This window comes from Tateyamaria omphalii, assembly GCF_014651375.1.
GTDB lineage: Bacteria > Pseudomonadota > Alphaproteobacteria > Rhodobacterales > Rhodobacteraceae > Tateyamaria > Tateyamaria omphalii.
This window is the reverse complement of record NZ_BMWT01000001.1, coordinates 1,077,975-1,100,458: the sequence shown is the minus strand read 5'-3', so window position 1 is coordinate 1,100,458 and position 22,484 is coordinate 1,077,975. Positions and strand designations below refer to the sequence as shown.

Annotated in this window: 25 protein-coding genes; 13 read left to right on the top strand and 12 right to left on the bottom strand. The window is 56.4% G+C overall.

Annotated elements, in window-relative coordinates; genetic code table 11:
• Nucleotides 1-61: 61 nt before the first annotated feature.
• Together IE087_RS05410 and ispH are read left to right on the top strand one after the other, a co-directional pair.
• The gene (locus tag IE087_RS05410) at nucleotides 62-850 is read left to right on the top strand and encodes a helix-turn-helix transcriptional regulator (RefSeq protein WP_189368236.1); all 789 of its coding nucleotides are present in this window, start codon (nucleotides 62-64) and stop codon (nucleotides 848-850) included.
• A 60-nt stretch (nucleotides 851-910) separates the two neighbouring features.
• Entirely contained in the window at nucleotides 911-1,861 is a 951-nt protein-coding gene (ispH, locus tag IE087_RS05405) for a 4-hydroxy-3-methylbut-2-enyl diphosphate reductase (RefSeq protein ID WP_189368235.1), read from the top strand.
• Between the two features lie 150 nt (nucleotides 1,862-2,011).
• Here the strand turns inward: ispH and IE087_RS05400 are convergent, their stop codons facing one another.
• A complete protein-coding gene (locus tag IE087_RS05400) occupies nucleotides 2,012-2,548 on the bottom strand; it encodes a DUF2087 domain-containing protein (RefSeq protein ID WP_229801273.1) in 537 nt (178 codons plus the stop codon).
• A gap of 383 nt (nucleotides 2,549-2,931) precedes the next feature.
• Here IE087_RS05400 and IE087_RS05395 point away from each other — a divergent pair, with 383 nt between their 5' ends.
• The 8 genes from IE087_RS05395 to IE087_RS05360 all read left to right on the top strand — a co-directional run bounded on the left by IE087_RS05395 (nucleotide 2,932) and on the right by IE087_RS05360 (nucleotide 6,504).
• Nucleotides 2,932-3,546 (top strand): LysE family translocator, encoded by a 615-nt coding sequence (locus IE087_RS05395; RefSeq protein ID WP_189368233.1) that lies wholly within the window; start codon nucleotides 2,932-2,934, stop codon nucleotides 3,544-3,546.
• Nucleotides 3,543-3,908 carry a hypothetical protein gene (locus IE087_RS05390; protein ID WP_189368232.1) on the top strand — a complete coding sequence of 122 codons (366 nt, stop codon included), beginning with the start codon at nucleotides 3,543-3,545 and terminating at the stop codon, nucleotides 3,906-3,908. Before IE087_RS05395 ends, IE087_RS05390 begins: the two co-directional genes overlap by 4 nt.
• A 12-nt stretch (nucleotides 3,909-3,920) precedes the next feature.
• Nucleotides 3,921-3,995 (top strand): YdeI/OmpD-associated family protein, encoded by a 75-nt coding sequence (locus tag IE087_RS23765; RefSeq protein WP_189368351.1) that lies wholly within the window; start codon nucleotides 3,921-3,923, stop codon nucleotides 3,993-3,995.
• A complete protein-coding gene (locus IE087_RS05380; protein WP_189368231.1) occupies nucleotides 3,992-4,441 on the top strand; it encodes a DUF3429 domain-containing protein in 450 nt (149 codons plus the stop codon). The genes IE087_RS23765 and IE087_RS05380 overlap by 4 nt, the downstream gene beginning before the upstream one ends.
• On the top strand, nucleotides 4,441-5,034 hold the full coding sequence (locus IE087_RS05375; RefSeq protein WP_189368230.1) for a class I SAM-dependent methyltransferase: 594 nt from the start codon (nucleotides 4,441-4,443) through the stop codon (nucleotides 5,032-5,034). The genes IE087_RS05380 and IE087_RS05375 overlap by 1 nt, the downstream gene beginning before the upstream one ends.
• Nucleotides 5,027-5,482: a ribonuclease HI gene (rnhA, locus tag IE087_RS05370; RefSeq protein WP_189368229.1), complete on the top strand. Its 456-nt coding sequence runs from the start codon at nucleotides 5,027-5,029 to the stop codon at nucleotides 5,480-5,482. The genes IE087_RS05375 and rnhA overlap by 8 nt, the downstream gene beginning before the upstream one ends.
• Before the next feature lie 257 nt (nucleotides 5,483-5,739).
• On the top strand, nucleotides 5,740-6,051 hold the full coding sequence (locus tag IE087_RS05365; protein ID WP_229801272.1) for a hypothetical protein: 312 nt from the start codon (nucleotides 5,740-5,742) through the stop codon (nucleotides 6,049-6,051).
• Between the two features lie 174 nt (nucleotides 6,052-6,225).
• Nucleotides 6,226-6,504 carry a hypothetical protein gene (locus IE087_RS05360; protein WP_189368227.1) on the top strand — a complete coding sequence of 93 codons (279 nt, stop codon included), beginning with the start codon at nucleotides 6,226-6,228 and terminating at the stop codon, nucleotides 6,502-6,504.
• 27 nt (nucleotides 6,505-6,531) lie between these two features.
• Here IE087_RS05360 and IE087_RS05355 read toward each other — a convergent pair whose 3' ends face one another.
• Genes IE087_RS05355 through def (IE087_RS05335) form a run of 5 tightly spaced genes read right to left on the bottom strand, consistent with a single transcriptional unit; the run spans nucleotide 6,532 to nucleotide 9,190 of the window.
• Nucleotides 6,532-6,768 carry a hypothetical protein gene (locus IE087_RS05355; protein WP_189368226.1) on the bottom strand — a complete coding sequence of 79 codons (237 nt, stop codon included), beginning with the start codon at nucleotides 6,766-6,768 and terminating at the stop codon, nucleotides 6,532-6,534.
• Between the two features lie 8 nt (nucleotides 6,769-6,776).
• Nucleotides 6,777-7,682: a methionyl-tRNA formyltransferase gene (fmt, locus tag IE087_RS05350; RefSeq protein WP_189368225.1), complete on the bottom strand. Its 906-nt coding sequence runs from the start codon at nucleotides 7,680-7,682 to the stop codon at nucleotides 6,777-6,779.
• A gap of 1 nt (nucleotide 7,683) precedes the next feature.
• On the bottom strand, nucleotides 7,684-8,178 hold the full coding sequence (gene def, locus IE087_RS05345) for a peptide deformylase (RefSeq protein WP_189368224.1): 495 nt from the start codon (nucleotides 8,176-8,178) through the stop codon (nucleotides 7,684-7,686).
• Nucleotides 8,175-8,675 (bottom strand): peptide deformylase, encoded by a 501-nt coding sequence (gene def / locus IE087_RS05340; RefSeq protein WP_189368223.1) that lies wholly within the window; start codon nucleotides 8,673-8,675, stop codon nucleotides 8,175-8,177. The genes def (IE087_RS05345) and def (IE087_RS05340) overlap by 4 nt, the downstream gene beginning before the upstream one ends.
• Complete coding sequence (def, locus tag IE087_RS05335) at nucleotides 8,672-9,190, bottom strand: peptide deformylase (RefSeq protein WP_189368222.1); 519 nt, start codon at nucleotides 9,188-9,190, stop codon at nucleotides 8,672-8,674. Before def (IE087_RS05335) ends, def (IE087_RS05340) begins: the two co-directional genes overlap by 4 nt.
• A gap of 98 nt (nucleotides 9,191-9,288) precedes the next feature.
• Between def (IE087_RS05335) and IE087_RS05330 the strand changes: the two genes are divergently transcribed.
• A complete protein-coding gene (locus IE087_RS05330; RefSeq protein WP_189368221.1) occupies nucleotides 9,289-10,458 on the top strand; it encodes a MalY/PatB family protein in 1,170 nt (389 codons plus the stop codon).
• 49 nt (nucleotides 10,459-10,507) lie between these two features.
• On the opposite strand, the gene IE087_RS05325 is transcribed toward IE087_RS05330, so the two are convergent.
• From IE087_RS05325 to IE087_RS05305, 5 genes are all read right to left on the bottom strand, one after another.
• The gene (locus tag IE087_RS05325; protein ID WP_189368220.1) at nucleotides 10,508-12,130 is read right to left on the bottom strand and encodes a fucose isomerase; all 1,623 of its coding nucleotides are present in this window, start codon (nucleotides 12,128-12,130) and stop codon (nucleotides 10,508-10,510) included.
• Nucleotides 12,131-12,140: 10 nt separating this feature from the next.
• Nucleotides 12,141-13,751, bottom strand: coding sequence for an FGGY-family carbohydrate kinase (locus tag IE087_RS05320; RefSeq protein WP_189368219.1), 1,611 nt, complete (start codon nucleotides 13,749-13,751; stop codon nucleotides 12,141-12,143).
• Nucleotides 13,752-13,756: 5 nt separating this feature from the next.
• Entirely contained in the window at nucleotides 13,757-14,539 is a 783-nt protein-coding gene (locus IE087_RS05315; RefSeq protein ID WP_189368218.1) for an ATP-binding cassette domain-containing protein, read from the bottom strand.
• A gap of 12 nt (nucleotides 14,540-14,551) precedes the next feature.
• Nucleotides 14,552-15,508: an ABC transporter permease gene (locus tag IE087_RS05310; RefSeq protein WP_189368217.1), complete on the bottom strand. Its 957-nt coding sequence runs from the start codon at nucleotides 15,506-15,508 to the stop codon at nucleotides 14,552-14,554.
• A gap of 62 nt (nucleotides 15,509-15,570) precedes the next feature.
• Nucleotides 15,571-16,701, bottom strand: a complete 1,131-nt coding sequence (locus tag IE087_RS05305; RefSeq protein ID WP_229801271.1) for a sugar ABC transporter substrate-binding protein — start codon at nucleotides 16,699-16,701, stop codon at nucleotides 15,571-15,573.
• 80 nt (nucleotides 16,702-16,781) lie between these two features.
• Here IE087_RS05305 and IE087_RS05300 point away from each other — a divergent pair, with 80 nt between their 5' ends.
• Together IE087_RS05300 and IE087_RS05295 are read left to right on the top strand one after the other, a co-directional pair.
• Nucleotides 16,782-17,444, top strand: coding sequence for an SGNH/GDSL hydrolase family protein (locus IE087_RS05300; protein ID WP_189368215.1), 663 nt, complete (start codon nucleotides 16,782-16,784; stop codon nucleotides 17,442-17,444).
• A gap of 39 nt (nucleotides 17,445-17,483) precedes the next feature.
• Nucleotides 17,484-18,497 carry an ROK family protein gene (locus IE087_RS05295; RefSeq protein ID WP_308425428.1) on the top strand — a complete coding sequence of 338 codons (1,014 nt, stop codon included), beginning with the start codon at nucleotides 17,484-17,486 and terminating at the stop codon, nucleotides 18,495-18,497.
• A gap of 98 nt (nucleotides 18,498-18,595) precedes the next feature.
• On the opposite strand, the gene IE087_RS05290 is transcribed toward IE087_RS05295, so the two are convergent.
• A complete protein-coding gene (locus IE087_RS05290; protein ID WP_189368214.1) occupies nucleotides 18,596-22,228 on the bottom strand; it encodes a discoidin domain-containing protein in 3,633 nt (1,210 codons plus the stop codon).
• Between the last annotated feature and the right edge of the window lie 256 nt (nucleotides 22,229-22,484).

Genomic DNA, 22,484 nt, shown 5'->3' with positions numbered 1-22,484 from the left:
AAGTGTTTGGTCATTAAAATACAAACGTACGCTGTTGGATCGAACGCACGTTTGTATTTTAATGACCAAACCTCTGTGTCAGTATCCCCCTGATTGGGGGGATACGTCTGTGCATCGAGACGCAGAAACACTTGAAAAACTGACAACGGTAGAAGAGCTCTGGGACGGTGCAGTCCAAAAACTGCGCGCTCACGGAATTCATCACGTCATCTATCTGACGGCGCATGGCTCTCCGCCGAAAACCAGCCGGCTTCTAACCACCTGCCCAAGCCTATATGCAAACGCGTCACCGGACAGCGATCCATTTTTGAGCCATTGTTGTGACAGCTACGAAATCACACCAACCGGGCCTGAGTTTCTGCCGCAACATGCGTATCTGCCAGACGAGGCAAAGGCATTCATCAATATGGCGCGGTCAAAGGGATTTTTGTCGGGCTTTGGAATCCCGACCCGTCTGCGCGGCGCGGACCGATACGGCGGCTTCAACCTCGGAACCAATTTGGACCGGGAAACCTTTCGGTCGCGAATGTGGCCACAGGCTGAGCAGTTTCGCCTGTTTTGTTTGCTTGTGCATCGCCGGATCGAAGAGCTTTCAGGTGCGCAATCTGATCACGAACCTGCGCTGATTGCGCCTGATATGCCAAGCGCCATGGACGTGCTCAGCCCACGTGAGGCCGAGATCATCTATATGCTGGCCCGAGGCCTCAGTCGCAAAGAAGCCGCACGGTTGTGCGGGATCAGCACCAACACCGTGGCGGAATACGCCAAGTCAGCCTATCGCAAGCTTGGCATCCACAATAGGGCAGAAGCAGCCCGCCTTGTCTTTGGCTCGTCTGACAAGGCAACCTAGGTTACACCCTTTACCGCATAGCCAGGAGCTCTTACTTCTGGGACAGCAACAGGAGTGGCCATGACCAAGCCAGCACTGACCCTTTATCTCGCCGCGCCACGTGGGTTCTGCGCAGGCGTAGATCGCGCAATCAAGATCGTCGAAATGGCTTTGGAGAAATGGGGCGCACCCGTATTTGTCCGACACGAAATTGTTCACAACAAGTTTGTCGTAGACGATCTGCGCGACAAGGGCGCTGTGTTTGTTGAGGAACTGACAGAATGTCCTGACGACCGACCGGTGATCTTTTCAGCCCACGGCGTACCCAAATCTGTGCCGCAGGCAGCACAGGCGCGCGAGATGATCTACGTTGACGCCACTTGCCCGTTGGTCAGCAAAGTTCACATCGAAGCACAAAGGCATGCGGACAACGGGCTTCAGATGATCATGATTGGTCATGCAGGCCATCCTGAAACGGTTGGCACGATGGGCCAATTGCCCGATGGTGAGGTGCTTCTGGTCGAAACAGTTGAAGACGTGGCGACCGTGCAAGTGCGTGATCCCGGAAAACTCGCCTTCGTAACCCAAACCACGCTTTCCGTGGATGACACGGCAGACATCGTAACCGCGCTGCAACTGCGTTTCCCCGGCATAGTTGGCCCGCACAAGGAAGACATCTGTTACGCGACCACCAACCGGCAGGAAGCTGTCAAGGCGATGGCTCCGAAATGCGATGCCATGTTAGTTGTGGGCGCACCCAACTCTTCAAATTCCAAAAGGCTGGTCGAGGTTGGAGCACGGGCAGGGTGCGCCTATGCCCAGCTTGTACAGCGGGCCAGCGACATCGATTGGCGTGCATTGGACGGGATCAGATCCATGGGGATCACGGCGGGGGCCTCTGCCCCCGAGGTGCTGATCAACGAGGTGATCAAGGCCTTCAGCGATCGCTATGATGTCAAGGTCGAGATGGTTGAAACGGCAGTTGAGAATGTCGAGTTCAAAGTCCCGCGAGTGCTGCGGGAACCGGCCTAGAATGTGACGACCGGCCCCGAGCTTCGCCTCAAAAAAACCACTCAACCTGCTACGGGGGCAGAGTTCTCTGAGCTTTCGCAAGGAAACCCTAAAAGCCAGTTTTCAGATGCTGAAAGGGAGTTGGAGGGTGCTGGTTTCCCATAGCCGGCCCTATCTCTTTACCTCTGCCAAGGCGCTGGGGCGAGATCGTGTACGACGTCTCGAGCCAAGAACCCGGATGACCGCTATAGCTTCGGCAGATGGTTGCTGCTCGACCCTGAGGTAATCGGTTCCATCCTGCTTTCGCGTCAACAATCCACACGAAATCATTGTCCGGCGCAGTGTTGCCGGGTCATTGAAGAGATGTTCGTCGAAAAGAAAATCGTTTACGGTCCTTTCTTCCATCAAGGTTTGCGCTGGCAAAGTTGCCCAAAGCGCCCAAAGGGCCAAGGTTTGGACCCCTCGACGAGAGGGCCATTGGCGCAGTCGCCCCCGCACGTCGAACTGGTGCAATGTGCGCTCAACCGCGCGAGCATCGGAAACTCTATCCTCAGGCCGATTGAGCATCCGCTTCTTTGCAGCAGAAGCCGCGCGCATGTGCTGGAAATTCTCAAATCCGGCTGCCCTAGCGATCATGTTCATCACAACAAGATGTGAGGGACTGTCCACACCAAGTTGCGACGAAAGCGAACGGGCAAAGAGGGTCACGTCATCGACGTGTAGAGAGACAGGCGTTTTTGTCATCGTATATCCAAGCGGGCGTACTGCTGCTTCGTTGGTCGCTGACTTGACGAGACGACGCCCTGATGAATCCGATGGCGTTTTCATTTCAATGGCAGGTTTAGCACTCCACATGGAGCAGCGACGCCTCGGTGACTGCCGACCGTAAGGAAAGTGTAAAGAACGAAACTGGCAACTGCAACGCCATCAAATGGTCACCGGGTCCATTGCTGTGGCGGCTCATTGGCAAGGCTATTCGGACACATTGGTGTTCCGGCCATGGCAGGCACCCCGCCCGGCGCACCCGACCATCAATTGCCAAATGCAATCACCCGGCCTAGCCTTCATCTGTTTCAACTCAGCAGGTGCCCATGCTCTCTTTCCAGTTTTTTCTAACCGCTTTCGTCGTCGTCATCGCGCCGGGGACAGGCGTGATCTACACACTCGCGCTGGGTCTTGGCCAAGGGCGTCGCGCCGCTATCTGGGCAGCACTTGGATGCACAGTTGGTATATTGCCGCATCTGGCAGCCGCCATACTGGGACTAGCTGCGGTGCTGCATACATCAGCGCTGTTGTTCAACGTCGTCAAATTCGCCGGGGTAGCTTACTTGTTGTGGCTCGCTTGGGGCAGTTTGCGTGAAGGTGGCGCGCTGAACATTGCATCCGAACGTTGCGCCGAAGCAGGTTGGCGCGTTGCGCGACGGGCGGCTCTCATCAATATCCTCAACCCAAAATTGTCTATCTTCTTTCTTGCACTTCTGCCTCCATTTTTGTCTGGCAACACTGCTACAGCAACAAACGAGATGGCGATCCTTGGGTTGGTTTTCATGGCCATGACCTTTGCCGTGTTCCTGCTCTACGGGACGTTTGCGGCCCTCGCTCGCCAATGGATTCTAGGGTCTGAGGTCGCCATGCGTTGGCTTTCGCGTAGCTTCGCAGCCATCTTTGCAGCGCTCGCAGGCCGTTTGGCATTGGAACGTGCATGAACGACGACTGGATATGGTTCGAGGGTGTCATCGAACCAATGAAGTGGGGTTCGAAAACGTATTCGGTGGTATTTTTGCCGGCCTCAGCTTTGGCGTCCCTGCCGCCCAACACAAAGCGGATTGAAGGAGAGTTCGGCGAGTTTCCCATTAACCTCGCCCTGACAAAAGCGCCGGTGGCTGCAGGCGCATTTGTATACACAGGCAAGACATTTTTACACGAAAGTGGACTTACCATAGGCGCGCCATTTGACGCGCGTATTCGCCCTGTCGACCCCAATCTGGTCGATGTTCCCGACGATATACTAAACGCGATCCGAAACTCCGGACAAACTGATGCTTGGGCGGCTTTGACGCCAGGGTAGAAGCGATCCAGATTGCATCTTGTCAACACTGCCAAAAGGGCCGACACACGCGCCAAACGCATACAGAAACTGGTCAAGGACCTATGACAAGAATTCCCCGCGCACCTCTGGCTTTGGGCCTGGCTGGCCTAATCCCTTTCCTTTGGGGCGCCGTGACCGTTTTTCATGACGGACTTGCGTCTTGGGGGGCAAACACATTGGGAGCCCGTTTCGTAGGACCTTACGTGCAGCTGTTCTATGGCTCGGTCATACTTTCCTTTATGTCAGGCGTGTTGTGGGGATTTGCGACCAAGGCAAAAGGGGCACAGGCGGCAACCGGATACGTCCTGTCGGTCATACCAGCGCTCTGGGCTTTCTTCATGACGGGTGGTGGACCAACCAGCGCAGGATTGAACCTGATTTTCGGTTTCGCAGGCCTGCTCATGCTTGATTTTGCGTTCTTCAGTTGGGGCCTGACACCGAGGTGGTGGATGACGCTGCGGCTACTCCTTACAGCCATTGTCGTGGCGTGCCTGGCGATGACGGTGATCTGATGAGCGATCCTGAGACCCTTTCCGTCTATGCAGCAAAGGCAACAGAATACGCGCAAATGACAGACAAAGAAGCTGCAAGGTCCACGATGCAGCGCTTCATCGCAAACGTCCCAAAGAACGGCACCGTCCTCGACATCGGTTGCGGCCCGGGCTTTGCCGCAGCTGCCATGGCGCACGCGGGACTCGACGCACACGCCTGGGATCCGGTGCCCGAGATGCTGGAGCTTGCCCGGTCGCATGCCGGTGTCACGGCCCGGCAGGCAAGCTATGGCGATCTGACCGAAAGCGCAGCCTATGACGGCATCTGGGCCAACTTCTCGATGCTGCACACACCGCTGGGACAATGGCCCGACCAGTTCACCGCGATCCGCACCGCCCTGAAACCGGGTGGCATTCTCCATTTCGGAACCAAGCTGGGCACCGGCGAAAGCCGCGACAGCATCGGACGGCTCTATTCCTACATGACCGAAGACGCATTGACCGACCTGCTGACCCACACCGGGTTCGACATCCAGTACAGCCGCACGGGCGAGGAAGCGGGGCTGTCGGGCGAGGTTGCCCCGTTCATCGTGCTGCAGGCCACCCGTGCCTGAGCTGTTTGCCTATACGGACGGTGCCTGCTCCGGAAATCCGGGCCCCGGTGGCTGGGGCGCCCTGTTACGCGCCATCGAGGGCGACCGGATCGTCAAAGAACGCGAACTCAAAGGCGGCGAAGCACAGACAACCAATAACAAGATGGAATTGATGGCGGCCATCTCAGCCCTCGAAGCACTTGGCAAACCATCCACGATCACCGTCGTGACCGACAGCAACTACGTCAAGAACGGGATCACCAGTTGGATTCACGGCTGGAAGCGGAACGGTTGGAAGAACGCAGCCAAGAAACCCGTCGCCAATGCCGACCTGTGGCAACGGCTGGACGCAGCACAAGCCCGGCACGATGTGACCTGGGAATGGGTCAAGGGACACGCCGGTCACCCGGAAAATGAGCGGGCCGACGAACTGGCGCGCGCAGGCATGGCGCCCTTCAAAGGAAAGTGACGCTGGGGCATTGCCGCCAAACCAGGCTCAAACGGGCATCTAGCACATGAGTGTCACATCGATTGTTACAGGCAGTTGATCGATCAACCATCTGTAAAACATACACTATCTCACACTAGACATGGCAATCCCTCACACGACCCTGCCATATCCATGACAGTTTGTGACCAAGCGGTCCCTTATTGTTACAGCATCTTCCCGCTATCTCTTTCCCAAGACGAACGGACCAGCGCCGCAACGCAAAAGGAGAAGAAACCATGAAACTGAAAGCAACCAAGACCCCGCTTCTGATCGCTGCAATCGCGACCGCCGTCACTGTAACCAGCTTCGCTCCGGCCAATGCACAAGCCGTCTGGGCCAGCACTCCCGCCAATGCCGAAACAGCGCAGGTGATTGACGCCAACTTCAAAGTGAAGGTCAAAAAGCACAAGTTTCACCGCGGCCATAAATTCCACCATGGCCACAAATATCACCACGGTCACAAGTTCCATCACGGCGTGAAGAAAAAGAAATACGTGAGCCCGAAAACGAAGTTCAAGAAGAAGGTGCTGATCAAGAAGTTCTTCTGATCGCTCGACGCTTGAATACCGCATAGCACTTGGCCCGCCCCTTCCCTCACGGCGGGCCACGTTCCGCTTCAGGGAAGAACGATCAAGGTGCAAACGCCGGACAGGCTTGGGTGGCCCGCCCTGCAACACTATATCTGCCCAAGGCATCGCGGCGAACCTGTCGGAAGGCACCACATGTTTCACCCAAAGCACTACCTTCAAATGATCATTGGCGTGACGTTCATATGCACGACGCTCCCCGCCACGGCTGAGAACGCAACGCGCAACGCAAACAGCAGCGTCATGCAACCAAACGTCATCCAGCGCCCGGCCCCAAACCGGTTCACCAGCGGGGTCCGCGCCGCCAAACCATCCAGTCACTTGGGCCCGAATTTCCGCACAGCCAAGCCATCCAGCCATCTTGGTCCGAATTTCAGAACAACGGGGCATGGCGCGGACAGTCGCAAGCGCTGATCCGTCAGTCCAACGCCCAAGGCATGATTACTTCCTCCAATGTGTCGGAACGATAATCAGCGCGCCAATCGAGGATACAATCGCGTTCAGCCCGGGACTGGAAAAGCCAAATCCAAACATCAGCCGGACGAAGTAAAACAGGAACGCGCCGCCGATGCAGATGATGATCGATTGCACGATCCCATTATGGGTAAACCGCGATTTTTCCGAGATGTAGCCGACAATGCCCGCAATCACGACGGTGCCGATCAGGGTGGGAAACATGGGCGCTCCTACAATTGGGTTCCCTTGGGCAAGGGCATGCCGCGCAGGAACGTTTCTGCATCCTGCGCGCCTTTGCCTGCCCGTTGCAAGTGGGTCAGGCGCACAGCGCCCTGACCGCAGGCGATTGTCAGACCATCATCCAAGATCGTCCCGGCCACGCCGGTGCCATCGGCCAGTTCAGAACCCAGCACCTTGATCCGAGTACCGTCATGGTCGAACCACGCGCCAGGAAAGGGGGATAGCCCTCGAATTTTCCGGTCGACCACAGACGCATCCTGTGTCCAGTCAATGGCTGCCTCGGCCTTGTCGATCTTCGCGGCATAGGTCACGCCATGCTCAGGCTGCGGCTTAGCTGACAGCGCAGGCAACTGGTCCAGCGTCTTCACGATCAAAGCGGCCCCAAGACCGGCAAGCCTGTCGTGCAGCTCAGCCGTTGTTTCCGTTGCGCCAATGGCCGTCGCCTCGCGCATCAGGACGGGCCCTGTGTCCAGCCCGGCCTCCATCTGCATGATGCACACGCCCGTCTCGGCATCGCCCGCCATGATCGCCCGGTGAATGGGCGCCGCCCCGCGCCAGCGTGGCAACAGGCTGGCATGAATGTTCAGGCAGCCATGAGTCGGCGCATCAAGGATGGGCTGCGGCAGGATCAAGCCGTAGGCCACGACAACGGCAATCTCTGCATTCAGCGCCGCAAACTCGCCCTGTGCCGCGGCATTGCGCACCGAAACAGGGTGCCGCACTTCCAGGCCCAAGGCTTCGGCCCGCGCCTGCACAGGGCTGGGCCGGTCCTTTTTCCCCCGCCCCGCTGGGCGCGGCGGCTGGGTGTAAACACAGACAATCTCGTGCCCCGCCGCATGCAGCGCATCCAGGGTAGAGACAGAAAAGTCCGGCGTTCCCATAAAGATCACGCGCATGTCACCTGGCCTTTCTTGCCTTGCGGATCAGCATATCCCGCTTCACCCGACCCAGATTGTCGAAATACATTCGCCCTGCCAGGTGGTCGATCTGATGCTGCACACTGCGGGCTTCCAGCCCTTCAAACGTGCGGCGGTCGATGACGCCATCAGCATTCAGAAAGCGGACCGTGACCGTCTTGAGCCGTGGTATCTCGGCAGAGACACCGGGCAGGTTTGGGCTCGCTTCTGTGCGCTTCTCAATCTCGCTGCTGGCCTCCAGCACTTCGGGATTGGCCAGCAGGATACGGCGGCTGCGGTCCTGCGTGGCGTCCACCACGGCAAGGCGCAGCATCACCCCGATCTGCGGGGCCGCGAGGCCAACGCCGGGCATGGCATCCATAGTCTCGACCATATCGGCCCAGATTTCGCGGACTTCCTCGGTGATCTCGGGCACATCCTCGGCCGCCGTGCGCAGTCGTGCGTCCGGCCAAGGGACAAAGGGGCGAACCGTCATACCCGCACCTCGTAAGCGTCCAGAATGGTCGTGCGTTGCGCATCATCCACTCGGTCCAGTGTCACGATGCCGTCCAGATGATCCAACTCGTGCTGCGCGCAGAGCGCGGCGAACCCTGTCAGCCACTGATCCTGCACAACGCCCTCCAGATCGGTCCAGACCATGCGGACCGAGGTAGGTCGCTCGACATGTGCTGTGACACTGGGGATGGACAGACACCCCTCGTCCGCGCGCGCAACTTCTTCCCCGCGCTCCAGAATGTCCGGGTTGATGCAGACGACCGGATTGCGCTCCCCGTCCTTCCACGTCACATCCATGACGAACAGGCGGCAGAGCTCACCCACTTGCGGGGCGGCGAGACCGCGCCCCGGTGCGGCGTACATTGTCTCCAGCATATCCTCGGCCAAGGTGCGCACCTCGGGGGTTACAGCCTCAACTGGCTCACAGACCGCCTCCAACGCCGGATGCGGCCATGTCAGGATCTCGCGCAAGCTCATGCGCGGGCACGTTCCCGTTTCAGCTTCTGCATCTTGCGCGTGATCAACTGGCGCTTGAGCGGCTTGAGGTAGTCGATGAACAGCTTGCCATCGAGATGGTCAATCTCGTGCTGCACGCAGGTGGCCCACAGACCGTCCATGCCCTCGGACCGTTCCTTGCCATCACGATCAATCCACCGCACTTCGACCTCAGCCGAGCGAGTCACGTCGGCAAACTGCTCGGGGATAGACAGGCAGCCTTCCTCATAGGTGTTCAATTCGTCGGACGATGCCACGATCTCGGGGTTGAACATGATCAGCGGGCGTGGGGCTTCGCCCTCTTCCTTCACGCAATCCAGCACGATCAGGCGCTGCAACTGGCCCACCTGCGGGGCCGCCAACCCGATGCCCGGCGCATCATACATGGTTTCCAACATGTCATCGGCCAGACGACGCAATTCGTCCGACAGATCGGACACGGCATCTGCCGTCTTCTTCAGGCGTGGATCAGGGTGGAGGATTATGGGTCGTTTCATGCCCTTGCATGTAAGCCAACACCCCCGACACCGCAATGTCCCCTTGCACCTGCCCATATGCACGCTAGCCTGCGCCCAAATCGGAACCGGAGAGACCCATGAGCTTTGACACCATCATCGACCGCCGCGGCAGCCATTGCGTGAAATGGGACATGATGGAAGCGATCTATGGCGTGGACGGCGACAAGGGCCTCGCCATGTGGGTGGCCGACATGGATTTCCGCCCGCCGCAATGCGTGCTGGACGCGGTGCAGGCCCAGGTCGATCACGGGATCATGGGGTATTTCGGGGACGAAAGCGAATACCGCGCAGCAATCCAATGGTGGATGAAGGAACGGCACAACTGGACTGTGCACGCTGACCAGATCTTTACCACCCATGGACTGGTCAACGGAACGGCCATGTGCGTGGATACGTTCACCCAACCCGGCGATGGCGTCGTGCTGATGACACCCGTGTACCACGCCTTTGCCCGGGTCATCAAAGCCAATGACCGGCGGGTGGTCGAATGTGAAATGTCCATGACCGATGGGCGCTACACCATGGACTTCGATGCGTGGGATGCGCAAATGGACGGATCAGAAACCATGCTGATCCTCTGTTCCCCCCACAACCCCGGCGGACGGGTCTGGACGCGCGAAGAGCTGGAAGGCGTCGCAGCCTTTGTCAAACGCCACAACCTGATCCTGGTGTCGGACGAAATTCATCACGACCTTGTCATGCCTGGCCACACGCACATTCCGATGTCCCACATTCCGGGGATCGAGGATCGGTTGATCATGATGACGGCCACGACCAAGACGTTCAACATCGCAGGAAGCCACTCAGGCAATGTGATCATCGCCGATCCGGACCTGCGCGCCAAGTTCGCCCAACGGATGGCTGGGTTGGGCCTCTCACCAAACTCGTTCGGCCTGTTCATGGCAACGGCCGCTTACTCACCGGAAGGGGCTGCGTGGGTTGACGAACTGGTCACCTACCTCGACGGGAACAGAAAACTGTTTGACGAGGCCGTCAACGCCATCCCCGGGCTCTACTCCATGCCGCTGGAATCAACTTACCTGTCATGGGTTGATTTCGATGGTACTGGAATGGCACGCGAAGAGTTTACAAAACGGGTCGAAAAGGATGCCTGCATCGCGGTCAACCACGGGCCCACCTTCGGCAAGGGTGGAGATAGCTGGCTGCGTTTCAACATCGCAACGCCGCGCGCACGAGTCCAGGAAGCGGTGGAACGGCTAGCAAAAGCATTTGGTGACCTACAATAGCAGGCCACCAAAACACAACAGGCGTGCTTTCAAATCGTCGCAAAGGCGATCAGGCTGGATTAAAATCTGTTCCCAGTCCTAGGATTGCCACTTTGATCCCCAGCTGATGCGCCAGTGCCGCTCGCACGTACAAAGCATCGAGAGCTGCAACGTCGTCATCGGCGTACACAACCTGGATATGGTTGGATTTGTGGCGGCCCATCAGCTGGTCGCGGTCCACGCCGGTCAAAGTAGCGTGCATGATCGGCCATTCCGGCGTGGTTGCATCACGGCGGCGCCGGGTTTCAGATGATGGCAATGCGATACTGTGGCCTAGCCCCATATCAAGACACAGACCGCCATCCTCAACATAGACGCGCGACCAGATAATGCTACCCGGCTTGGCCACACCCGACAGAGTACCTCCGCCGAACGGGAAATACATTGGAGGCTGGCGTTTGCTTTCCGAACCGGCCCAGCCATCAATGTGATGCGCTGGTGGCGCAGCCCCAGAAATCTCAAAAACCCAGATGAAATCGTCTCGGGTCCCGCTGCGGTCGACATCGCCCCAACGAATGTCATGCAGGGTTGTCTCGACAGGCTGACCCAGCGCCTGGTGAACGCGATTGATCAGCAAGGCGTCCAAACCGGCACATTCGTCTACTTCATTGAAATGGACAATTGGCGCACCGGGGCGGATAACGCTGCCATCCGCGCGGGTTACCGGCGGGCGGTCACCGTTGTTCAACATCCCTTCCACCAGATCGGACGCCGGCAGCAAATCCTTGAGGCCCTGCTGGTACTGGATGCCGATCAGATCACAATCAAAACTGTCCGCCATTCGGACGGCTGCGACATACATCCGGCACTGCAGTAGAACCTGATCAAGTGTGAGTTCAGACGCCGGATCACTGCCAAGATCAAGATGCAAACCTCGGGCAACCATCCACTCACAAACGGCCTGCCCTTCTCGTTCAGGAACCTTCATCGTTTCGGCGTACAATGCCGATTGAGACAGACGTTCCTTGAACACACCAAGCGGTGCCAGAAGCTCATCCGGGATGATGGCGTTGTACATGCCCATGCATCCCTCGTCGAAGACCCCCATGATCGTCTTTCGGTAAAGTAAATCAGCCGCAATTCCGGTCGCAATCTTTTGGTGTTTCGATGGCACCAGGGACATGTCGAACGTTGCCACATGGGGATGCGGATGGGTGGTCACTCCCCGCTCCAACCAAGCGCGTAACCCGGTTCGAAACAAGGCATCAGTGAAATCTTCACTCCAAAGCGTTGAATACATTGTCCCTGCCTTGGCGAGCGATCCATTGAGGTTCAGCATGCCCACCAGCCCCGGCCATTGCCCAGACCAATTCGCAACCGTGAGGATTGGTCCCTCATGACCGATCAAACCGGGCAGAATGTGATGCGAATACTGCCAGACGGCTTCGGCGACGATCACTGGGGCGTCTGTCGGGATTGATGCAACCGCATCAAGACCCGCACGCTGGCTGTCGAGGAAGCCATGGCCTTTTTCAGGATCGAAGGGATGCGCGCGCTCAACACTATAGCCAAGCGCTTCCACCTCTCTAATGACTGCCGTTTCCATATCGCTTTGCGCTGGCCAGCACGTCACGTTGGCGGCGAGCCTGCTGTCACCACTTGCAAACAAATAGACTGTATTGCCGCGTTCCATGTACGCCTCATTACCCATGCATAATCATTTGTATCGATTGATAGTGCCCCTGCAGACCCTTGAAGACATTGTATTTCTTGTCATGAAACGGACGAACATCGGGGCGCGGCATCAGGGTTTGCCCCCCTTTTGACATCCCGTGCATTGCCTTCAGCGTGGTCGAATATGCGCCGGATGCACGCGCGGCCAGCATCGCCGACCCCAGCAACACCGGTTCCGGCTGTTCTGGAATGACGACTTTGCAACCGGTGATGTCTGCATGTGACTGGCAATACACACGGTTCTTTGCCAACCCACCACTCATAACAATTTGCGTCGTCGGAACAGATTGCTCTTCCAGCCGCTCAATGATCTGGCGCGTTCCATATGCCAGGGATTGTACACCCGCGAGGTATTCGGTCGCTAGGTCTTCCAAATCGGCAGCGGTGCTATGACCGATTGCCATTCCCAAACGCAGCGGGTCCGCGAGCGGTGATCTGTTTCCATTGAAATCTGGGATGATGTGACGATCACGCGCCCGATGATCATAATAGCCACGCCCCCCAGAACCGAGAAGACTGCTCTCTAAATATTCATGGGGTGTTTTACCTGCCTGTGAAGCATTAAAACGCAGTTCGAACCCGGCAGCATGACGGTTGATGATCGTGTCCAAAGCGCCCCCTGCCAAGGACTGCCCGGCTTCGTTGACCCAGAGACCGGGAAGGACCGCGCCAAGATAAGGTCCCCAGACGCCGGGTACATAAGCTGGCGTTCCGGACAAAGTGATGTGGCATGCAGATGTGCCGGCAATGAGCGCCATCGTCGCCCCATCTCCGGCGCAACCAAACGTGCCAAGCGCACCTGCATGGGCGTCGATCATGCTGACTGCCACACGCGTTTTTCGTGATAGACCAAGGTCGCGCGCGGCGTCTTCGGTCAAACTACCCAATGGTTCTCCAGGCGCTGCCATTTCCTGCCCAATACGACGGAAGTTCTCGCTAGCGAGATCACCAAGACCAACCTGCTTGAAGAAGGAGCTGTCCCAGCCCTGTCCGTTTTCGCCCTTCTCCCCGCGGTATGTCCATTTGCAGACAACCGAACATAGCGATCGCTTTAGGGATCCGCTGGCTTTCCATGTGAGCCAGTCAGGTAGGTCAAAGAAATATACCGCATCGTTCCAAGCAAAGGGCATGTTCTCCTTCAGCCAAACCAGTTTGGGTATCTGCATTTCCGGCGAGATGGTGCCGCCCGAGGCATTCAACCGTTCGTGCCCCGTGGCATCGATCCGTTTTGCGATGTCGGTTGCCCGGTGGTCTGCCCACAGGATGACATCCTGCTCAGGCGCACCATCAGGCGACACCGAGACGGGTGCGCCCTTGGAGCCCGCGACAACCAGTGAACAGGTTGCGTCAAAGCCAATGCCGGAAATCTGCCGCACATCCGTTTCAGTGTGACGGATAATGTCGTGAACGCAGTGGCAAATCCCGGCCCAGATATCGGCCGTGGACTGCTGGGCGAAATTGGGCTGAGGATGCCAAGTCTGTATCTCGTGTGAACATGCCGCCAGCATGTTCCCTTCCACGTCAAACAATCCGGCGCGCGCACTTCCAGTGCCCACGTCCACTCCGATGAAGTAGGTCATGTTGATTAATCTATCTGCTCTAGGTCGTCTTCGAGTTCAGTCATGTCTTCGCCCCCGGCCATCAGGTTGAGGACGTCTTCGCGGCTCTTTTCGTTGCGTTTGAACCGTGCTGCCACTTCTCCTTGAATGAGGACGCAGAAGTCATCGCCAACGCTCATGGCATGGCGGGCATTATGGGTGATGAACACGATGCCCGCGCCGTTCTGACGGGCAATACGCATCATCTTGAGTACAATGGACGCCTCCTTGACCCCCAAGGCCGAGGTCGGTTCGTCCAGAATCAGCATCTTGGCCCCAAAATACATGGCGCGCCCAATGGCCAGCACCTGACGCTCTCCACCGGACATGGTTCCGACGAGCTGATCACCGTTGGTGACGCGGGTCAGGCCAAACTTCTGCATCTGTTCAACAGCGATTGCATTGGCCTTTTGCGTGTCGATCCTACGAAACGGCCAACGGCCCGTGACCGGCTCTGCACCCAAAAAGAAGTTGCGCCCAACACTCATGAGCGGGATAGATCCGACGTTCTGGTGCACTGTCGCAATTCCACGCTGACGGGCCTCGCGGGGACCGGAAAACCGCGTTTCCTGCCCTTCGAAAACAATCTGACCGTTCGTGGGCTGATGATAGCCCGACAAGACCTTGATCAGAGTGGACTTCCCGGCGCCGTTGTCGCCAAGCAAGCACAAAATCTTGCCAGGCTGTACCGACATCGAAACGTCTTTGAGCGCCTTGGTCGAACCAAAGAACTTGTCGACATTGCGCAATTCCATAAGCGTATCCGCCATGCCCAACACTCCCTATGATGCGGTCAGCGCAAGGCGCCGGACATAGTTGTTGGCAAGCACCGCAAGGGCGAGCAGCAAACCTAGGAACAGCTGAATCCAGTCCGTGTTCCAACCTGTGTAGAAGATTCCGCTGGAAATCACGCCAAACAACGCTGTGCCAAGGACAATCCCGATGACAGACCCATACCCGCCGGTCAGTAATACACCTCCGATCACCACCACGATGGGTGCTTGAAAGACGTAGCCCATACCGTAGGTCGAGTTGCCCGAATTCCACTGAACACCCTGCAGGATGCCAACAAGGGCGGCACACACGCCAGTCGCGACAAAGAGCATGATTTTGACGCGTTCGACCGGCACACCTGCGGCCCGTGCCGCATCCTCATTTCCGCCGGTCGCGTAGATCCAGTTCCCAAAAGTGCTTTTGCTCAAAATGCGGTAGCCGATATAGGCCACAAGCACCCACCACAAAATGGAGATGTTTGCTTGTCCCAGCCGCGTCGCAAAGGCCAACTTTGCACTGTCTGACGCAAAAATGGATGCCGAAGTCACGTTCGCAATCAGGCGTGAAATGCCCATGGTGGCACCGATCACGATGAAATTGGTCGCCAACGTGACGATGAAACTGGGCAACTTGGTCTTCACAACGGCCATTCCGTTGGCAAGACCAATCGCCGCGCCGGCCATCAGAGCAAGACCAATCATTGGCCAGGTTGGCGCACCAAACTGATTGGTGCCCAGCGCAAGGATCATCGAAGACGCACCAACGGTCGACCCGATCGAAAGGTCGAACTCACCCGAAATCATCAAGAGACCAACCGGGATCGCCACGATGCCAAGCTCAGCGGCCAGGTTCAGCCACCCGGCCGTGCCATTGATTGATACAAACCCTGTTCCTGGTGTGGCCGCCAGGAAGAAAAGGTAGGTCAAGAGAAAGGCGGCAAATGCCCCAGCCTCCGGACGTCGCACAAAGTTTTTCAAAGTTGGCCTCTTTGGCGTTTCAACTGCATCTGCGGCAAGAATGGTGGCGCTTAGGATGCGCCACGAACCCCTGCATGTTTCCGGTTCACTTCAAGCGTTGAATCAACGTTTGAACTGTCAATAACGAGGGGGCCGGTTTTGACGTGCCCAATGGGTTGCAAACCGTAATTCAGGTATTGAAAGGCAACCTGCATCGACATGAATCCTTGCAAATAGGGTTGCTGATCCATGGCGAATGCCAAGTCGCCGGACTGGATGGCCAGCAATGCTTCGTTGGACAAATCCGCCGTTCCGACCATAACGTCACCTTTGCGGCCAACCTCATCGACAGCGCGCAACGCCGACATCGCAGGCACAGCATTCAAGGTGTAAATGCCGTCGATGCCCGGATTTGCTTGCAATGTACCCTTAATGGCCTGCGTCATTGCCTGCGGGTTTGTTGCATCGCCTGTTCCGATGGTCTGGTAAATGGTTTCAACGCCTGCTTCTTCCATTGCAGCGACGTAACCGTTGCACCGTTCTTCGACTGTCGGGTTACCTGGCACCTGATTGAAGCACAGCCCCAGCTTCACACCTGCTTTGGCTTGAATCTCTCCGGCCTTGTATCCCATTTGAAACGGGTCTTCACCGATGAAGCCGATTGAGCCGTTCTGTTCCCAAAGGGTTTGGCCGGAATTGTGAATGAGGACCGGAATACCGGAGGCCGTAGCTTCCTTGATCAGAGGATCCATGCCGTCCGGGAAAAATTCACCGACCAACAACATCCGCGGATTGCGACTGATCGCCTGCTGAAGCAAACGCGGGTAGTCGCTGGTCATGTTCGATGTGTCTGTGACCGCGATGTACTGGTAGTCCAGCCCGAATGTTTCGGCTCCATCATCGAAACCCTGTTTAACGGCGGCGAAGAAAGGCCAAGACAGCGGGCCGCTGACCACAAGTATTGGCCCATTCTCATCGGCTATCGCTCCAGAAACAGCAGCAAGACTCAACGCGACGGCAGTCACTGCGGCCTTCAGTCTTTTTAAAATTGTCATTGGTTCCTCCCCTTTTGTTTGGTTGCCGTTCTTGGGGTGATTCATGCACCTCTGAACGAAGCTTTGACCGACACAGCCCGAATTCAGATATGATGTCAATAATAATAATTCAGAGTGAATGATTATTGACTGAACTTCACAAGACACCTAGCTTCGAGCCTGACGCGAAATGGCACCAATGAAAAAAGCAAATTAAAATCATTGCCTTAGAATACCTGGAGAACCACATGCGGACAGTACTCTGTTACGGAGACTCGAATACATATGGGCAAACAACCGCCAGTTTGCCGGACGACAGATACCCTCACGACGTCAGATGGCCGGGTGTGCTGAGACAAGCGCTTGGCCCGAACTGGATGGTGATCGAAGAAGGTTTGAGTGGTCGAACAACAGTCAGCGACGACCCGATTGAAGGGGCCGAAAAGAATGGTCGCACGTATCTGCGCCCCTGCATCATGAGCCACAAGCCACTCGACCTGGTGATCCTCATGCTTGGCACAAATGATCTGAAGATCCGCTTTAACAAAACACCCGGAGAGATCGCGATGGGGGTCGGTGCGCTCATTTCCGATGTGAAATCGATGCCAGCCGGTATCAATGGGGGCGTTCCCGAGATGCTCGTAGTCGCACCGCCACCGACGGCACTGGATTTGAAGGACTGGTCGGGTGTCTTTCAAGGTGCACCGGAGAAATCACGCGCTTTAGCAGCCGAATACGAACGCATTGCCGAGATGCATGAAGTGCACTTCTTTGATTCAGCCATCGTGGTCAAATCAAGCGATGCCGATGGATTTCACCTCGATGCTGCCGCGCATCTTGCGCTGGGACAGGCCATCGCAGAAGAGGTCGTGTCCATCGGATGGCTACCCGAAGAGCCGCAAGGCGCTTAAGAGCAATATGAGCAGCAGCGGAGACTGACCTTGCCAGACATGAGATTCGCCCCCCCACCCGCTGTGCGGGTGTCCAATACCGCAAGCGGCATGAACCAAGTACTAGCGCGCACCCTGAATGAACGGCTGATAACCTCATTACTGTTGCGGAATGATGGCATGACCCGACTCCAACTTGGGCAAGAGAGTGGTCTGTCCGCGCAAACGATCTCGGTCATTGTCCGCGCACTGGAGGCCGACAACCTGATCGTAAAAGGCGAAGCGGTCCGTGGGCGTGTCGGTCCTCCGACAACGCCGATTATCTTGAACCCGGAGGGCGCGTTTTCTCTGGGCGTCAATGTGGGAGAAGGTCAATTGAGCGGCGCAATTGTCAACTTCACGGGCCAAATCGTCGACACCGTGCAAGCGCCGGCGGCAAGTGATGATCGGCTTGGGTCGGATTTGATTGCGATGGTGGATCGTCTCCTGAACACGTGCACTCCAAAAATGAGAGAGCTGATCGCCGGTGTAGGCATATCTCTTTCAGATGACTTCGATGATCAGGAAGACGCGGTTCGGGACTTGGAAGAACTGCTTGAAAACCATACGCGGCTTGAAACCTTCATCCAAAACGATGTAACGGCACTGGCCAGCGCGGAAACGCTCTTTGGCGCGACGCGGCGCTCCGGAGATTTTCTATATTGTTACATAAACTCTAGCCTGCACCCTCGCCTGTGTCTAAGCGGCCGTATTCACTCGGGCCAAACGCCTCCGCCATTTCACACGACGTCGCCAGTAGGCATCGGCCAAGCGGATACATCTTGGATCACAGCCGCTGCAAAAGCGGTCAGGGACATGATCAGCGCCGCGTCCTTTCTTGCCCGCATTCCGACTGTCGTTCTGGCCACACATGTACCAAATGACCATCTACAGGTTCTAATCGACACCATCGACGACGCTCTTTCCGAAGACGTAGCGATCATTCCCAGTTCTTTTGGTCAGGACGCTCTGGCCGCAGGGGCCGCTTCCTTGCCATTGCACCCCAAGTTTATGTCACGCCCTGACGCGGCCTAGTAGCAACGCCTGACAATGGCAAAAAAAAACGGCGCCGTTTCCGGGCCGCTTTTTTCTTTTTGGGGCGACTGGCGCAGCCCCAAAACTGACTTCAGATATCAAATACCGTCGAAATTCAGGGTATAGGTATCCTCACCAATAGTCGCGATCACACAGAAGCTTTCCGTGACGCATACTTGAGGGTCAGTGGTGACCTCCAGGCTTTGCGGCTTGAGCGCTTCATCCGGGTTTGGATGATCCAATGCACCTTGGAAGAGGAATGCACGCGTGTCTTCGCTGACAGCTTCAGGCGGTTCAAAACGCATCAGGCGACGCACATCAGTGCCGCGTTTGCGATTGACTTGCGTGATCGTGTCATTGTTGACGAAACGCCGGAAGTAAGGATCATCCGCCATGAACGACGGTGGTCCAAACTTCAACTCCACGTCACCAGCCAAAGACGCTGCTGTCATCCGGCCCTTGGCTTCCGGTGTCACGTTGCCCCCACGGAACAGGATCATACAACGCGGCGTGAAATCTACAGTATTCACTCCGGAGTAAGTTACGTCCACGTGGTGGCTTGTGCCTCCATTACGTGGCAAGGCACAGGTCTGAACATCGTCATACGGTGTATACCAGAACTCCTGGATCAGAGACTTTTTACGCTCGCCAGAGTTCCCCGAAACATGACTGGTCTGGAAATCATCAACAATGATGAAGTTGCCTTTGGGAAGCGCAATCTTGTAACGGATGGCCTTTTCCATCCAGCCCCCGTTGACGCTTTTGCCGTAGACTTCAGACGCGTCGAAATAGACACCTCTGAGGCCTTGATCGCCCTCAAGTGTATCAATTTCAAACGTATCGCCAGTTGCCGCCTTACCAAAGATCTGCCCAGCATGTGTCTGATCCGGTCGAGCGAACCAGTTGTCGACAAACTTCGCTTCGGGAATGACGAGAGAGTTCGCCCCCACCGCGAAACCGTCATAGTAGTTTCGCACAACGCGGTCTTCCGGAACATCATGGTAATAGCTCACAACAGGACCGGTAGCTTTGATGTTTGTCCCAATCTCGAGCCATCCATCGGTGCCATTCGCCCCGTTACCCGCGCGCTCGGTTGCAAACAGGCGGTGCTTGCTGTACTGCAGTGCATCCCCTTCAACGGAATCGGTCCGGGCATCGCCGTACCATAGCTTGCTCGCGCCGGTACTCTGAGTAAAGCTGATCTCGTCGACGCCAAAACTTGCTTCTCTAAAGAGATGAATACCGCTCGCCTGTAGGAAGGTGATGGATCCAACCCCCTTGCCTCCATTGATTTCAGCATTCCAATGATCCGGCTTGATGGCACCAAAGGATGTCAGCGGAATCTTGACATGATGCCAGCCATTTGCGTCTGGCGTGGTATTCGCCATCCAAGCGCCTATGGACATACCCTGAGACTTGCCACCCACGTTCAGCAAGATAATGGCCTTGTCCATGTTGACGTTTTTGACTGGCTTGACAAAGAACTCCAACATATCGTCGGCGCTGGTCAGCGGGACATGCCCTTTGGTGCCATCCACCTCATAGTAGTTGTAGCCTTTGTTGAAATCGCCATAGCCAGTGTCGTCAATGAAACGGCTGCCCTGCACGGACCATTTGATATCAAAGCAATCCAGTTCCCGGTGTGGAAAATTGTTCGGAACGCAGCTCATTGCCATCATGTTCTGGTTGGACTGTCGGACATGCAGCGACGGGTTTTCCCCGCCCGCGGCCCATGTGTCGAACTCGGCATTGGTTCGGAACACCGACTCGTTGAAAGGGAAGTAAGCCGCGTATTCCTCTTCCGCATACTGATCAGCACAGTTTTCCGCCTCTGTGTACCAATCACGCGCCAGATGTGCGCCAAACAACATTGGTGTGGACAGGCCGTCATCAAAGTAGTGGTTGGCAAAGAAGCGCGCAGCCACACACTGTTCTGTTTGAGAAAGCTGTTTAGTTCCAGGCTCTTTCAAGCCGATCATCTCTTCCCAAAGCAATAGGTCCAACGGGATAGCATTGCGGGCACCCTGCACTTTCCATGCGTCACCGAAATTGACGGCATGGCCGTCCGGTGCGATAGCATTGACATACCACTTCGCAGTGTCCGTCCCGATGCCCCATTTCATGGCGTGCATCGGTTCACCGATGGTGCGCATATAGAAGTTGTTGGTAGGCCCTGTCGAGGCGTAGTCCGTCGCCATGTATCCGTTGCCTTCCTGATACATCCCCTCGTCCATGTATATGCGACGATGGTTCCAGGAAAACTTCAGGACATTAGACAACAAATCCTGGGCCATTTGCTCATACCCGGGTTCATCATAAACCAAGGTTGCAAAGCGCAACGCAGCTTCACCCGTAATGGAATTCCAGTTGTTCTGAAGTGAGACTGTCCAGTGCTTTCGATGTTTGGGATTGGATTGTTCAAGATACATCTTGGCGTAGAACGTCATGACATCCAGCACTTCGGCCTTGTCATCAGGCGTGGCCCAGTACCTGTTGTCGTCCCAGAAATAGTCCATGATCGCTGTCCAGGGACGGAACATGCGGATTGCACCAAGATCAAAATGGCACCCATCGTCACCATGATGCCAGGCCCCCGGGCGTGGCAAGGTTTTGCCGTCAATCTTGTGGCAGCCGAATTTCGGTTTGGCGGCGGGTGTGAGGTAGCGCTGAAAATCCCGGAATTCATACCGGATGAACTTGCGTTTTAGCGCCCAAAGCTCACCTTCGACGTGCATTGGCGTGTCGCTGTTGGCCTGAGAGAAACGGCAATTCGGGTCGAATTCGAGGCAAGCGTCGATCATTCGGATCAAATGCAGGACCTGCATTGCGCGCACGCCGTTGCCTTTCGGCAGATCCTTGTCACTCAGGTTCAAATCCACATCCAGATAGAACCGCGCCGCACGGATGTTCCGAAGCGTATGAGGATAGTTCCACCCCGCCTTGTTCATTCCATACGTGTTGCGATTATAGACCGAATAGATGTTTTTGATCGTTGCATAGCTGTAGTTTTCGCCTCGATAGTCCGACGCAGTCGCCGTCTCGAAGGGCCGGAAGTAAGACCAGTATTGCGCCTGATCCCCATGTAAACGCGGATGCGCGCGTGGGAGGTTTTCCTCAAACCGGTTGAGCACCTGAGTATTCAGCTCGCGAGTGCGTGCCTGGAACGCAGGATCTGCCTCGCCCTTCGGGAAATCAGCCTTGGTCAGAGGGAAGAAGTGCCGCGTGTCCATTTCCGGCTTTTCTTCCGATCCATACACCTCGATCTCTCGGATTTTGGAAGCACCCCAGCGTTCAAGGCTCTCGAACTTGACAAAGCGGGCCTTGACCGGCTGCGCCAACTCGATCTCCTGCTTGATGTCCGAGTAAGTCAGACCTTGCCGCGTCGCGCCCAGAACGTTCAGAAAGTTCTCTCCATCTTCCGAGTACCAGACACGGAATTTACGAATGGCTTGCGATCGGTACATGTTGCCAGTGTGAATTCCCAAACGGGTCACATAGGCATCGCGTCCTAGGTCGATTGTAACTGAGCGATCTGTTGTCGCCTGATTGTTGAATATGAAGGGCGCGTCATTGCTCATGTCACCATCGGTGATACTGGCAAGCGTGCCGATCGCGTCAGGGACGTTACTCGTCACAGGTTTTTGTGCTGAAAGCAGCGTGTCCGCGGACACGCCACTTAGGGCGCCACCGCAAAATAGCGCGGTCACAGCCGTCAAGACGGTCTTGCGCATCGGGTTCTCCAAAGTTTTGATTTTGTTGAAGGCAGAGGTGTGTTCGGGGAAAAGGTTTTTTGGGCTCTGGCTACGTAATGGAAATGTCGGCGAAATCGCTCCCGACTTGCGGGATTACGTGTCGCCACGGACCAGAAAGCAGGGTCAACATCGCGACAGCCTGATCACTGGTATTCTACTCAATTGGGACCAAGGCCGAAACTCCCCCGAATATTGGGGCAGGCACACTCCGGCCGGAGAATTTCCGCGCCCTTAA